Source organism: Mycolicibacter acidiphilus, assembly GCF_018455725.1.
Classification (GTDB): Bacteria; Actinomycetota; Actinomycetes; order Mycobacteriales; family Mycobacteriaceae; genus Mycobacterium; species Mycobacterium acidiphilum.
This window is the reverse complement of sequence record NZ_JAHCLR010000035.1, coordinates 14,912-27,305: the sequence shown is the minus strand read 5'-3', so window position 1 is coordinate 27,305 and position 12,394 is coordinate 14,912. Positions and strand designations below refer to the sequence as shown.

At 61.3% G+C, this 12,394-nt stretch carries 15 protein-coding genes; 10 read left to right on the top strand and 5 right to left on the bottom strand.

Going from position 1 to position 12,394, the window contains the following annotated elements; genetic code table 11:
* Nucleotides 1-143 precede the first annotated feature (143 nt).
* The 8 genes from KIH27_RS15940 (at nucleotide 144) to KIH27_RS15905 (ending at nucleotide 7,203) form a co-directional block, all read left to right on the top strand.
* Complete coding sequence (locus tag KIH27_RS15940) at nucleotides 144-686, top strand: hypothetical protein (protein ID WP_214093941.1); 543 nt, start codon at nucleotides 144-146, stop codon at nucleotides 684-686.
* Nucleotides 687-746: 60 nt separating this feature from the next.
* The gene (locus KIH27_RS15935) at nucleotides 747-1,499 is read left to right on the top strand and encodes a hypothetical protein (protein WP_214093940.1); all 753 of its coding nucleotides are present in this window, start codon (nucleotides 747-749) and stop codon (nucleotides 1,497-1,499) included.
* Entirely contained in the window at nucleotides 1,499-3,445 is a 1,947-nt protein-coding gene (locus tag KIH27_RS15930; RefSeq protein WP_214093939.1) for a hypothetical protein, read from the top strand. Before KIH27_RS15935 ends, KIH27_RS15930 begins: the two co-directional genes overlap by 1 nt.
* On the top strand, nucleotides 3,442-4,143 hold the full coding sequence (locus KIH27_RS15925; protein ID WP_214093938.1) for a hypothetical protein: 702 nt from the start codon (nucleotides 3,442-3,444) through the stop codon (nucleotides 4,141-4,143). The genes KIH27_RS15930 and KIH27_RS15925 overlap by 4 nt, the downstream gene beginning before the upstream one ends.
* Nucleotides 4,140-4,811 carry a hypothetical protein gene (locus KIH27_RS15920; protein WP_214093937.1) on the top strand — a complete coding sequence of 224 codons (672 nt, stop codon included), beginning with the start codon at nucleotides 4,140-4,142 and terminating at the stop codon, nucleotides 4,809-4,811. Before KIH27_RS15925 ends, KIH27_RS15920 begins: the two co-directional genes overlap by 4 nt.
* Before the next feature lie 64 nt (nucleotides 4,812-4,875).
* Complete coding sequence (locus KIH27_RS15915; protein ID WP_214093936.1) at nucleotides 4,876-5,205, top strand: hypothetical protein; 330 nt, start codon at nucleotides 4,876-4,878, stop codon at nucleotides 5,203-5,205.
* A 38-nt stretch (nucleotides 5,206-5,243) separates the two neighbouring features.
* Nucleotides 5,244-5,813 carry a hypothetical protein gene (locus KIH27_RS15910; RefSeq protein ID WP_214093935.1) on the top strand — a complete coding sequence of 190 codons (570 nt, stop codon included), beginning with the start codon at nucleotides 5,244-5,246 and terminating at the stop codon, nucleotides 5,811-5,813.
* A gap of 7 nt (nucleotides 5,814-5,820) precedes the next feature.
* Entirely contained in the window at nucleotides 5,821-7,203 is a 1,383-nt protein-coding gene (locus KIH27_RS15905; RefSeq protein WP_214093934.1) for a hypothetical protein, read from the top strand.
* 256 nt (nucleotides 7,204-7,459) lie between these two features.
* On the opposite strand, the gene KIH27_RS15900 is transcribed toward KIH27_RS15905, so the two are convergent.
* From KIH27_RS15900 to KIH27_RS15880, 5 genes are all read right to left on the bottom strand, one after another.
* Nucleotides 7,460-8,020: a hypothetical protein gene (locus KIH27_RS15900; RefSeq protein ID WP_214093933.1), complete on the bottom strand. Its 561-nt coding sequence runs from the start codon at nucleotides 8,018-8,020 to the stop codon at nucleotides 7,460-7,462.
* A 48-nt stretch (nucleotides 8,021-8,068) separates the two neighbouring features.
* On the bottom strand, nucleotides 8,069-8,347 hold the full coding sequence (locus KIH27_RS15895; protein ID WP_214093932.1) for a glutaredoxin domain-containing protein: 279 nt from the start codon (nucleotides 8,345-8,347) through the stop codon (nucleotides 8,069-8,071).
* Between the two features lie 89 nt (nucleotides 8,348-8,436).
* Nucleotides 8,437-8,994 carry a hypothetical protein gene (locus tag KIH27_RS15890; RefSeq protein WP_214093931.1) on the bottom strand — a complete coding sequence of 186 codons (558 nt, stop codon included), beginning with the start codon at nucleotides 8,992-8,994 and terminating at the stop codon, nucleotides 8,437-8,439.
* 59 nt (nucleotides 8,995-9,053) lie between these two features.
* Nucleotides 9,054-9,290: a helix-turn-helix transcriptional regulator gene (locus tag KIH27_RS15885; protein WP_214093930.1), complete on the bottom strand. Its 237-nt coding sequence runs from the start codon at nucleotides 9,288-9,290 to the stop codon at nucleotides 9,054-9,056.
* 261 nt (nucleotides 9,291-9,551) lie between these two features.
* Nucleotides 9,552-10,442: a hypothetical protein gene (locus KIH27_RS15880; RefSeq protein ID WP_214093929.1), complete on the bottom strand. Its 891-nt coding sequence runs from the start codon at nucleotides 10,440-10,442 to the stop codon at nucleotides 9,552-9,554.
* A 132-nt stretch (nucleotides 10,443-10,574) separates the two neighbouring features.
* Between KIH27_RS15880 and KIH27_RS15875 the strand changes: the two genes are divergently transcribed.
* On the top strand, nucleotides 10,575-11,165 hold the full coding sequence (locus tag KIH27_RS15875; RefSeq protein WP_250150235.1) for a helix-turn-helix domain-containing protein: 591 nt from the start codon (nucleotides 10,575-10,577) through the stop codon (nucleotides 11,163-11,165).
* A 61-nt stretch (nucleotides 11,166-11,226) separates the two neighbouring features.
* Complete coding sequence (locus tag KIH27_RS23200; RefSeq protein ID WP_214093927.1) at nucleotides 11,227-12,384, top strand: tyrosine-type recombinase/integrase; 1,158 nt, start codon at nucleotides 11,227-11,229, stop codon at nucleotides 12,382-12,384.
* The last annotated feature ends 10 nt before the right edge of the window (nucleotides 12,385-12,394 follow it).

Genomic DNA, 12,394 nt, shown 5'->3' with positions numbered 1-12,394 from the left:
CGTGCCGCCGAACGTGAAGCCCGCCGTGCCGCCGAACGTGAAGCCCGTTCTAGCCGTTTCGAGCAGCCGCCGACCATCCCGACCACGACCCCAAGTGGGTCTAACCCATTCACTGACTTGTTCTGAGGAAGGAGGACATGTACATGACCAAGACCGCAGCCGCAATCGCCGCCGCATTTGTCGCGCTTTCACCTGTCGTCGGGGCAATCACTGCCGCGTCGCCCGTGTCCGCGTCCCCGACCTGTGACTGGAGTCAGCCGTACGACCAACTCCAGAAGTGCTTGCACCAACAGCAGGGCACCGCGCCGCAGCCCGTCACCTTCGGACACGAGAAGAGTGCCATCGAGCGGGGATTCGACACGCTCATGGGGATGGGCGCACCTTTCGGATTCTTCATTGTGGCGTTGATCAGTTGGGGTGTTAGCGATTGGTTCAAGAAGCATGGCAAGAACGACGAGGACGAATCCGACACCGCCGCGCCGACGACCTATCACGTGCACATCAACACCAGGCCCGACTTCGAACATCAAGCTCCACCCGTGTACACGCAGCCCGTCGATCTGTCGGGTGCACAGCCCGAGTCAGACACCGACGCCGAACCGACACCAACAGGTGTCGATCCCGCTTACGCCGACGAGCTGCGACCACAGACCCCGAACGGCAACCCGTTCGAATCGCTGTTCTGAGATCAGGACACGGACATGACTACACCTAATGAACACGCACCCGTCCGTCCGTTGCCTCCGTTGGCACCGAGCACGGAACAGGAGCAGGTCTACGCCGCTCTTGGGTTGTGGAAAAACGAAGCCGACGCGTGCCAAGCGCGGCTAAAGGCGTTCGAGTTCGTGCACCCCGATTACCGCGATACCGAACAGGCGTACCTAAACGCATGGGTTGACCGAATCAACGCCGAAGACGCGCGCCTGCACGCATGGGCACGTGACCTTCACAACCGACAACTCGCCCGTGGTGTCCTTGTCCCCCAAGTCGATGGCACGTTCGCCCGAGGTGATGCACCCGCCGATCCCGTGACCGCGCAAGACCGCGCCAAGGTCATCGGCTTAGCCGCCGCGCGTCTTGGCGGGGCTGGTGCGCTGTACGGACTTCGTGCATTCCTTGACTCCAAATTCCGCACGAAGCTCGCCGTCATCGGCTTGGGTCTGATCGCTTTCGCATTCGTCATCTCGGGCACCAACCCACCCGCAGCGGCTTGGTGTGGCGGTATCGGCGGACTCCTGTTGGTGATCTGGTTCTTCTCTGCGTTGGGTGCAGACAAGCCCCAGCCCGTTGCCGCCGCGTCTGCACCTCAGGGCGGCGGTTATAGCGAGGAAGCCGAGATCGAGCGGCTCAAGGATGAGATCGCGCAACAGAACCGCCTTGCTGATCGAACCGCCGCCGAACTACAAGCCGAAGCCGACCGTGCCGCCGCTGAACGCCACGCCGAACGCCTGGCGGCTGAGCGCAACACGACCTCTGATCACGGGCGGAGGTGGTCCTGATGGCTAAGTCCGCTGATGACTACCGACGCGAATTGGAAGCCGCCCGACACAAGGTGGAACAAGCCCGACGCGACGCCGAAGCCGCTGAGCGCGCACGACTTCTGGATGAGGAGAAGGACGCCGAAAAAGAGCGCTTGACCAAGCCGATGAAGGTCTACACGGGTGCCACGTATAGCAACAAGAGCCCGATCTTGGTGTGGCACGTGCTGGCTGAGCCCCCCGCTGACCTTGACATGAAGACCCGTCGCGCAGGTCTTGGCGCGTTGCTTGCCCTCCGCCACGGCGGCGGCTCGTTCACCGCTTCCGACGCGGTGTACGGATCACTCAAAGCGCGGTTCCCGAGCATCGCTGAGGATCACCCCGAGTTCGTCCAACAGATCAAGAACGCGCTCACTGACGCATACGAGTCCTACCCCTGCCTGACCAAGCTACGCGACGACGAGTTCATGGCTGACTTGCTGGAGAAGGCGGGCGTTGCGGACGAGGACAAGACCACGAAGACCGAAGTAGGCACGTACGACAAGTACAGCCGCAGCGTGACCACGATCACCGTCCCCGAGCTGATCGAGGCGCAGATCAAGGCTGACGGACTTGTCCTTGTTTACAAACACCGTCTTGGGGACAGCGCTAAGGAGTGGGTCAAGAAGATCGACACACTCAAGAGCGCCCTTCGAGCTGGTTTGAAGATCGACACGTCCGAGTTGACGATTGACGAGGATGACGACAGCAACATCCGCTTGCGATTCCGTGACCGCGATCCGTTCAAAGGTGCTGTGATCACGAGTGGGGAGTTCGACGCCGCCAAAGGTCGGTCCCTACTTGGGATTACGAGCACTGGCGCACCCGCGTGGGTCACGTGGAACGGGTCATCGGGAATGGTTGTCGGCGGTGTCCCTGGATCGGGCAAGACCGCCTCCATGCTCCCTGTGTTCGCTGGTATGGCGGGTAAAGCCGAATTGCATGTCTTCGACGGGAAAGCGGGCTTCGACCTACTACCGCTCAAGCGGATCGCCCGCACATACGACGCCACGGGCGACATCGACGCGCCCCTTGAGGTGTTGCGCCAACTGGACGAGTTGCGTCCGAAGCGTGCCGAATACCTGTTCAAGACGTTGAAGGCGAACAACTTCTGGAACGTGCCGCTTGAGATGCGCGAGCAAATCGGTATGACACCCATCTTCGTGATCTTGGACGAGGTGCAGACGTGGTTGGACGCATCCAGCGCTATCGGCAAGGAAGAGAAGGCAATCCTTGATGAGATCAAGAAGCTCATCCGCACACTGATCCAAAAGGCGCGTTCTGTTGGAATCATCCTTGTCTTGACAACGCAGAAGCCTGACAGCACGAGCGTCCCCACGGTTATCCGTGACAACGCCGCGTTGAAGGCGGCATTCCGTGTGTCCACGCCCGAGCAGGCGATCTGTGTGCTTGGGAAGCTGCCTGAGAACGCCGACCCTACCCAAATCCCTATGGCAGCCAAAGGACGCGGGGCTATGGAGACGGACGGCTTCGGGGTTGTGCTGTTCCAGAGCGGGTACAAGGACAACAACACGCTGGATGCCGAGCTTGCGAACTCCGAGCCTGTCACTGACCAAACCGCTCTTGTTGAGTCGCTGACACACGGACACCCTGTACAACCCGCGCCGCGATTCGAGGACGCCGTTCGGGAACAGCCCGCGCCGACCGAGACGCCCGCTGAGGTAATCGTGCCGACGCCTCCACCGTTCGCCATGCCCGCTGCGCCCGCACGTGAGCAGCCGCAGCCGCAACCGAACACCAACGGCAGCAAGCCCAAGTTCGACGACGATGCACTACTTGCAGCATTAGCCGAAGCTCAAAAGCGCGGTCTGATCAAGCCGCCACAACAGTCAACGGCGGCACCCACGCCGCTGACCGAAGTACCAGCGCCCGTGTCCGCTGATATGCCCATCTACGAGGAGGAATGATCGAGATGACACAGCAGAACCCGCCGTTCGTGGCAGCCCTGAACGTCACGCCGCGCAACATCTCCGTGTCTCGCTACATCGAGGGCGAGACACCGAAGACGTTGGTGATCCCCATGCCTGAGCAGGCTGACGGCGACAAGAACATCAACGGGGTTTGTACATCCACAGCCGCGAACGCGCAGATCGTGGTGAAGAACGTAATCGCGCGTGGCACACCGACATTAGTTGTCATGTCGAAGCTGATCCTGACGGATGAGAGCAAAGACCCGAGCGGACCAAGGCGTGCCCTCCTTTGGTGGGAGATCGCCAGTGCGTTCACCGAACTGGGTATCCCGATTGCGGAGATTTCGCCGACCACCGTCCAGCAATGGCTAACGGGGCGATACAACCCTGGCATGAAGGGCTTTTCGATCACCGCAGACAACGTATGCCGAATCTGGAACGACATCCCGAAAGCGAAAGAGAACTTCGTCTATTACGTCGTCGCGCAGGCGGCAGCAGGGGCGTTCTTGTTGGGTTGGGACACACCAGTCGAGGTTTCCGATGCCCGACTTGGGTATTTCAAGAAGCGAGCGGTGTCGTTGCCGCCTGGTCTGGACGTGCCGAAGGAATCGGGTGTTTGGAAAGCCCGCAATCACGATCACCGCAACGGGAAAGACGTGTTGTCGCCCTCCGTACTGACAGGAGCAGGAGCATGATCACGAAGAGCAAGCCGCGTGGTCTGGTAGTCACCGCCATCGGTGCCGCCGTGGTGGCGGTAGGTCTGGGTGTAAGCGCGCAGATCGTTAGCGCTCATAACCCCGAACCGCCAACGCTTGCCGAGCGTGTTGCCGCCGAATCGCACACGTCCGAGCTGGTGTCGATCATGCCCAAGAACGCTGACGAGGCAGTACAGCAGGCGTTGGACGACGGATTGCATGAGACCTCGTTGACCGACATGTGGGTGTACGCCGATCACCTGGCGGCTGACGCCTACGCCGCGTTCGGTTACGGAGACGCCGACGCACCGACAACGAACGCCGAACTTGATGACCTACCCAACCAAGTCCGTGCACGGTTCCCCGACCTATCGCGCGAGGACGTGGAGCGGTTCACAGTTGTCTATCAACGTGTTTCGGACCTGACGGGTGACGTTGGATTCATGTCGAACGGCGACGCGCGTGTATGGGTCACGGAGTACGGCTACCGCAACGCCGAGGCCGGTCTGATTTGGCGCATCGACGGGCTGGATCGCGCGGCTTATGAACGCGCCGAGCACGAAGAACTAGCCCTACGTATGGGCACTGGTCTTGCGGCGCTGACCGCAATTGGCGCAGCGGCGACCGCCGTCCGCTGTCGTAACGAAGGAAAGCGGGCACATGCCTGATCCGTTTGCCGAACTGCTCCATTGGCAGCCAACGCAGAACCCAACCAAAGAAGGAGAAGTACACATGTCCGACAACGACCTCATCCATGAGGTAGACCCGAACGACCTACCTCCAGCGCCGCCCGCGCCGATGGTGGTGTCCCCGACCGCAGCGCCGATCAAGCCGTTCCGCGTTGTGCGTGCCCGCACGATTGCAGGAGCCACGGTTGCCGCAATCGCGCTGATCGGTATTGGTGCCGCTGGTGGTGTGGTGTGGGAGAAGCGCGCCGCACCAACCGAGCAGCCGTTCGCAGTTCCGATGGGGCAGCGGGATATCGCTTGCGTTCAGGTGCTCCGCAACGGTGGTGTGCCCGAGGACTGTTCACGTATGTACCACCTCGACTTCTACCCGTGATCGCGGGTAGGGAACCAAACAAGTAAGGAGAAGAAGAAATGGGCACAACCGATAACGACCTCACCGTTACGTTGCGGGAGATCGACCGTCAGGAAGCCGTGATTGCCAACCTGGAGACCGAACTCGACCGCGCTCGCACCTTTGCGGTAGGGGCAGCGTTGGCGTTGGCGGCGGTCGGCGCGCTGGTGATGGGCTTTTATTTCGGACGTACAACCGCACCGAAGCCCGAGCCGCAGCCGCAGCCCGTTGCGTCCGCGTCCCCGATGACGTTAGGCGATCTTGGTGGTACCAGCCCCGCTGCAACCAAGGCAGCCGAGGAAGCCGTGAAAGGCGCATTGGGGAGGACGAAGTTGCAGCTACGCGCCAACCCAAAGACGTACATCGACAACAGGATCGCTGAGATTGCGGAGGAATGGGGCGAACACCAACGGCTTGTCCAACAGCACCCCGCCGAACGCCGGCCGCGGACAGCACCGTTCCCTGGCGGTCTGAGTGAGCGCACGTTCGAGGCGCGTTGCTTCGCGGCTGGCGGTGAAGTCCTGTGGACTAATCCGCTGAGTTGCACCGTTGACATCCCCGCGCTGATGTTGCCCGCGATCCCGAGGTAGTGATCACATGTGCCAATCACGAGCCCAAGGTGGAAAGCGGTGCCGCGCGCACAATTGTGCAGCCGAGCACAGCCGTGCCCGCCGTGATGCGACACAGGCGAAGAAGGCGTATGAGGAGCTGGGCAATAAGTACGCCGAGAAGCTCACGGAAGGCACGGTTACGGACGCCGACAAGACAGAGATTGCGGCAGCCCGCGCGGACGTGGACGAGAAGCGCTTGATCGAGCAGTTCTCCAACCCGAAGACTGCTATGTGGTTCAAGCAGGGCATCATCATGGCGTTGCCTGAGGAATACCGCACTCCCGTTTCGGACATAGGCGATTCGATCATCGACCACCAAGAGCAGGCAGCGAAGGCGGCAGGACAGGCAAGAACGGCGCGGATGTTCTACCGCACCGAGGAAGCCACCGAGTTCGATGCCGAAGCCGATGACGAGAGGTCGAAGGCGGCACGGTTGGTTAACGGACTCCAGGGCGTGTTGACGAGCCTTGGTGTCGTTGCAGTCGAGGTAGTCACGGATACCGTGAACGGCGCACTTGTCGATCCCGCGAAGGGCTTTCTTCGCACCGTAGGCGAAGTCGCATCCGAGACGATGACAGCAGCAGGCGAGGTCGTGTCCGAGACGATGGACGCCACGATGGACGTGATCGGGGAGACCGCCGAAGGCGTGGCGTCTGGTGTCGGCGTTGAGCCGACGATGACTGATACCGCCGTAGAGGGCAGTAATCATGGTCAAGACCTCAACCCCTACCTCAACCCCGACCAAGGCGAAAATCAAGGTGATGGTCGAGGTGATGGTCAAGACCTAGATCACACCGATACCGACGACGAGTTCGTGGGTGAAGCCGCCGCGCCGGGAACCGAAGGACATGAACTCCGCAGGTCAGGCGGGTTCGATGACGCGCCGAAGCCGAAGGCGACCGCAGGCACCGCGTTACGGAAGCCGAAGGCGAAGCCGAACGTGCCCACCGAGCAGCCCACGGTGAACACCGAACCCACGGTGAACAAGAACGCTGAGCCCACCGAGTCCGCGAACACCGCACCCGCCGACACCCCGAAGACGTACAGCGACCCCGTACGTGATCACCAGCCCACCGCTGCACCGACCACAGTGGGGACCACGCAGCCCGCGTCGTACAGCGTCCCTGTACGGGATCACCAGCCCGCCGCAGCGTCGTCTACTAAGCCACCAGCCGCTGATCGCCCACAGCCATCGGGGACAAGGACAAGCGCGCCGAAAGCCGCGCCGATCCCACAGACCGCGCCGACCGCTACACCGACGCATACCCCGACGCATACGCCGACCGCTGACCCGTTCACGGACGTGACCAGTCTCAGCGATGACGACCTGTTGAGGTTCATTGCCGACGCCTACGCCGCACGTGCGTAGGCGGTACACTAGAGGAGCCTTCCTGTAGGCGTGTGTGCTGTTCGGTGTGGTATCCGAACAACAAAAGAAAGCCCCGTGTCTCCTCGTTCACGGGGCTTTCTTCTTGCCTTGGTTATGGATTGGGTTCGTGTTGCAGTGCTTGAACAGCCTCCGCGTACATCGCGATGATGGTCAACTTCTCCAGCGGCGTCAACGGCGGCTCGTCTTGTATCTCGTTGGTGCTCATGGAAAAAGCGTGCCAGCGAGGTACGACAAGTCAAGCGGCGGTCACCGCCCCTACCTGCTGTGTGTCAGCGCGAAAAGCCTGATTCGCTCGCCAAAGACGGTCGCTGACTTCGCGGCGGACGGAGGCGGCTTTGCACAGCACATCCCGCGCCACATCAGCATCCCCTCCGTGTTCCTGACACGTCAACATCGCCGCGCGTAGCTCGCGCCACCCGATCAAAGCCAGCAGGTCAGGTGCGGGATACGCCGCTGTAGCAACGCGGTTGAGCATTTTAGCCATCGCCAGGGCGTCCACAACGGATAGCTCGACCATCGTGCGACGACGGCTACCGACCGCCTCACTCAACGCCACCCACGGGTTGTCAGAGCGAACCGGCCAGGTGGTGTTCTCGGTAGGTGTCGGCGTTCCACGAACGCCCATAAGAAGAACGTGCACCGCAGGACACGGATCGAGGTACAGCCATCGTCCCGACGTTACAACGCCTGTCCAAATCGCGAAATTTGGCGCACCGATGTGGCGCTGTACTAGTTCGGCAGCGTCCATCACGGTCGGGGATGTTGCCAGGTGGGCGAGTTTGGTCAATTGATTCATGATTATCTCCAGAAAAGTACGGAATTGATTGGGGTCGCGCGGGGTTCGTCAGGCGGCGGTCACCGCCTTCGCCAGCTTGTCCAGTAGCACAGGGCGGAATCCCGTCCAAGCGGGGACACGGTTATCGGCGGGGAACACCACTGGCAGGCTCGCGAATCCCTCCGCGCGCAAAAACGCTGCGGCATCAGGTGATTCGGAAACGTCGATGAATCTAGCGGCGACACCCAGCTTGTCCAGGTGGCGCTTGGTGAAATCGCACTGGACGCACCCGGGTGAGGTGAACACCGTTGCGGAAACGTGCAGGTCAGGGTGTGTTAATGTGGACATGTCAACTCCTCGTTGATTAGTGGTTGGTCACGCGCCCCGCGCGGCGGTTTTCGAAGACGGCACCGCGCGGGGGCGTGGTTTTCGGAAAGTCAGCCGATCATCACTTGCATCACCCCAGGCGCGGCGTGTTCGAGCATCTCCATAACCTCCATGCGCTGTTGGCGAGCCTCACGCCACATGTCCCACGTGGCGTCCAAGTCCCCTTCGTCGTCTTCCCCGCTTGCGATGGCATACATACTCGACACGGCTCCGTCCATTGCCGCCGAAGTCAGCCCAAATAGAAAACCCAGCGTGACTCGGACGACGTTATCGTGGGGCGTATACCCGAAGCGCGCCAACGCATTATCCACGGCGTCCAGGTCACCCACAAGACCAGCTCGCCACTCCTCCAACGCCCGCTTGACAACCTCAGGGTCGCGTCCGATCTCCTCCTGTTCGTCCTCGGTCAGCGGGACGAAAGTAGATGTCAGCGATAACACCGCCTCGTCCACCGCCTCCCTGAATGCGACGGTCTCGGTGTCCACGCCCATGAGCGCCTCAATGCCTGACAGCTCGTCCGCCAGGACGCTCCGCACAGGACCATAATTGGCTTCCGCGTGTTCGCGCATTTCGTCGGTGATCTCACCGACAGCTTCGTACATACCCATCGCGTTCTCCTCGTTTATTAGGTGTTCCCGTCCCCTGTGGACGGGAAATCTTGTGGGGGTTAGGTGTTCGCCTCTGTTAGGCACAGCGCCTTACGGATCGGTGGGGTCGGCACAACGTACCGCTGTCCGATACGGCAGATCGGATATGGGAAGTCACCCCGCGTGATGCTTCGCTGCACCGTGCTGACATGGATACCGAGCGCCAGGCTCACGTCTTTGATGGTCACAGCGGGATCAGACTTGATCCGTTCCAGCGCTTCGGCTTTCTCCGACGTGGTTAGGGCGGTGGGGGTCATCGCTTCAACACTTTCCGCTCGAACTCCGCAACCTCGTCGGCGGCGTACATGACGCGGCTGCCCATGCGTTGTGGCGTGGGTCCGTAGCCCTCAGACGCCCAGCGCATCAATGTTCGGTGGCTTACATCCCAGCGCTTCACTAGTTCCGTGCGGGGGACGACAAGGCGTTCATTAGCTGCTGTCTTAACCATGTTGGTGTCCTTCGTTTGATTGGGAACCCCGCCGCCGCAGCGGGTTTGCCGTGACGGCGGGGTTCAGTGGTCAGGCGATCTCAGCCTCGTCAAGCGCCCACGGCTCGATGTGAGGCTGGGCTGGTGTGCTGGCATGGGGTGGGTATGCCTCTCCGTACACGGTGTCGTCCATAACCCACACCACGATCAAGTCGTCCCCGTTCCCCGTGAACCCCCACGTCCCGCCCTCAGTCGGGTAGTCGTCGCGGGCTTCGGGATCGGCGGTGATGGCGGCGGCGGCAGCTTTCACCGCACGGTTCAGGTCGTCTACCGACTCATCCCGCAGGGCATCCAACGCGTCGTCAATCGACACGCGGAATCCGGTGTAAGCCTGGGTGATTGCGTCCTCAGCCTCGGACTTGTCCATGAACACCGAAACGGACACCTCGACGGTCCCAGAGTCCGTGTTGTCCATAACAAACGTACGGAATTCGTCCAGGGACGTGTGGGGCACGAAGTAGGAGTAGCCCTCGTCGTTGAAGTCCGTCACCAATTCGGCGAACTTGACGGTGATCTCGTCCCCGTCCTCGGTAACCCGAAAAGCAGCACGGTCCCCGATCAGGGATTCAGCCAAACCCTCGATTTCGTCGGTGGACAGCTTGGTGTCCTCCAGCACCTCAAGTGCTGCTCCAATCCCGAATTGGATCAGCCCACCGCTCCCGTCGTAGTCCTCGGCAACAGCTCCCCCGTCCAGGGCTTCTTGTACACCAGACTCCAGGGCTTCCAGCAGCTCATCCTCACGATCCCGCACCACGTCCACGGTCAGCCCGTCGATCTGTCCAGGGATGGTCAGTAGCTCGTACAGAGCCGCCGTGCGGGTGTCATCGCCCAAAAGCCGTGTACGTACGTCGGCTTCCATCTCGTCCAGAGCGGCGTTCACGATGCCCGAAGCGGTCAGGGTGGTCTCGGTGATTACGTTCATTTCTAACTCCTCTGTCGTGTCGTGATAGCTCGATAATCCGTGCGATACGAACACAGTATCACGATACGACATGACATGACACGGCTTGTCGTGCTATGTTGACAACAGTCGGGACGTGCACGCGTGTTTTTGATGCCGACCGTGCAGGCCAACGACCTACAAGACTTAAATGTGACGTTCGCCACGCAACGACGGAAGGGCGATATGGACGACGCTGAGCTGGGAAAACGGCTACGGCTAGCGCGGGAAACGGCTGGCTGGTCGGTGCGTGCACTGGCGGAGAAACTAGGTCTCGACGGACCACTACTGTCCCGCACGGAAGCGGGCAGTCGCGCGCTCAAAGCCCGCGAGTTGGTCGCCGCATCGGCGGCGCTAGGTGTCCCCCTAGACGTGCTGGTCGGTGGGCGGTCTGTTGATCTCGACGTAGCAGCTCGGCGGGCGGAAGCACTGGCTGAACCTGTCGGTGGGGCTGTGGCGGATTGGCTGGTGTCCGTGTCCCGCGCGGCAGCGTTGTTTAGGGCTGAGGTTTCGGACGCCCTGCCCGCTGAGCTGGAAGCCGCCGCAATCTGGGGCGATTCGGGAGGGCTGCCCGAACGCCGAACAGTGACGCTGGCGTCGGGCACTGTCGGTGTGGCTCATTACCTTCTGGCTGAACTGGTGAGCGCCTTCACATTTGCGGAGCTACCACCGATCAAGGACGAGGACAAGGACAATGGCGGGTAGACCCCCTTTGCCGATAGGCACGGCGGGCGCTATGTCGAAACCCCGTGAGGTGTCCCCTGGTGTGTGGGAGGTGAGTTGTCGGTTTCGGGATAATGATGGCAAAACCCGCCCGATGACAGCGCGCGGTTCGACAGGTGCGAAGGCTAAAGCTGCTCTGCAAGAGAAGATTCGGGATCGCAAGCATCGCGGTGGCACCGATGAGCTGACCGTTGAGACCCCACTATCGGTGTTGATTGACCGCTGGCTGGAGACGCTGGAGCCGAAACGGCGTTCGGTCACAGGCACGCGGGAGGGATCGCTGGCGGATGACACGGTGGACACGTACATCGACATTGCTACGCGGTTCGTCAAGCCTGGGCTTGGCGGCGTTCGGCTGCGGGAACTGAATACGCAACGCGCACACGTCTACTTGTCAAACTGCACCTCTCAGAAGAGGCACATCCGCACCGTGCTATCTCAAAGCTGCGGTCTCGGCGTCCGTTGGGGATTGCTGGACTACAACCCTGTGCGCGAAACCGAACCGCCCGCGCGCTCCAAGTCCGATAAGCGCGTCTTGACCCCTGATGAGGTTCGACTGCTCACACAGCGGGCGTTGGACTGGCAAGCGCGCAAGCCTGGACAAGGTGGCCCGCTACGCGGCGTGGACATGGTGGAAATCGTGGCGTTGCTCATGGCTACGGGCGAACGGACAGGTGAGGTTCTAGCGCTGCGTTGGGATGACGTTGAGCACCTGGACGACCGCACTCGTCCTGCTGTGGTCACCATCGCAGGGACGGTGGACAGGAACGGGCAACGTCAAGAGTTCCCGAAATCCGAACACGGATATAGAGCGCTGCTTCTTCCTGAGTTCGGACGTGAAGCCCTGTTGTCACAACGCGCGCGAGGGCTGCCCTTTGACTTGATCTTCCCCTCACGGACGGGGACACCACGTTGGAAGAACAACGTGAACCGATCATGGCGGGAAATCAGGGGCGAGGACTTCTCATGGGTGACCCCGAAGACGCTGCGGAAGACGGCGGGCACGGCGATTGAGCGCGAGTTCGGGATCGAAGCCGCCGCCGCGCAGCTCGGACACTCATCCCCTGACGTGACCAGAAAGCACTACATCGACCGCGCCGTGGAGGCTGGGGATTACACCTCGGCACTGGATAAGTACAACCCATTTCCGTCGAATAAGCGTCGAGCTGGACCTGATTTGCGTGTCGTAGGTGATGAGTAAAACGCCTCTG

Excerpts from the sequence above, each read along its gene's own strand:
- KIH27_RS15940 (WP_214093941.1), top strand. The coding sequence starts at position 144 with ATGACCAAGACCGCAGCCGCAATCGCCGCCGCATTTGTCGCGCTTTCA.
- KIH27_RS15930 (WP_214093939.1), top strand. The coding sequence starts at position 1,499 with ATGGCTAAGTCCGCTGATGACTACCGACGCGAATTGGAAGCCGCCCGA.
- KIH27_RS15925 (WP_214093938.1), top strand. The coding sequence starts at position 3,442 with ATGATCGAGATGACACAGCAGAACCCGCCGTTCGTGGCAGCCCTGAAC.
- KIH27_RS15920 (WP_214093937.1), top strand. The coding sequence starts at position 4,140 with ATGATCACGAAGAGCAAGCCGCGTGGTCTGGTAGTCACCGCCATCGGT.
- KIH27_RS15915 (WP_214093936.1), top strand. The coding sequence starts at position 4,876 with ATGTCCGACAACGACCTCATCCATGAGGTAGACCCGAACGACCTACCT.
- KIH27_RS15910 (WP_214093935.1), top strand. The coding sequence starts at position 5,244 with ATGGGCACAACCGATAACGACCTCACCGTTACGTTGCGGGAGATCGAC.
- KIH27_RS15905 (WP_214093934.1), top strand. The coding sequence starts at position 5,821 with ATGTGCCAATCACGAGCCCAAGGTGGAAAGCGGTGCCGCGCGCACAAT.
- KIH27_RS15900 (WP_214093933.1), bottom strand. The coding sequence starts at position 8,020 with ATGAATCAATTGACCAAACTCGCCCACCTGGCAACATCCCCGACCGTG.
- KIH27_RS15895 (WP_214093932.1), bottom strand. The coding sequence starts at position 8,347 with ATGTCCACATTAACACACCCTGACCTGCACGTTTCCGCAACGGTGTTC.
- KIH27_RS15890 (WP_214093931.1), bottom strand. The coding sequence starts at position 8,994 with ATGGGTATGTACGAAGCTGTCGGTGAGATCACCGACGAAATGCGCGAA.
- KIH27_RS15885 (WP_214093930.1), bottom strand. The coding sequence starts at position 9,290 with ATGACCCCCACCGCCCTAACCACGTCGGAGAAAGCCGAAGCGCTGGAA.
- KIH27_RS15880 (WP_214093929.1), bottom strand. The coding sequence starts at position 10,442 with ATGAACGTAATCACCGAGACCACCCTGACCGCTTCGGGCATCGTGAAC.
- KIH27_RS15875 (WP_250150235.1), top strand. The coding sequence starts at position 10,575 with ATGCCGACCGTGCAGGCCAACGACCTACAAGACTTAAATGTGACGTTC.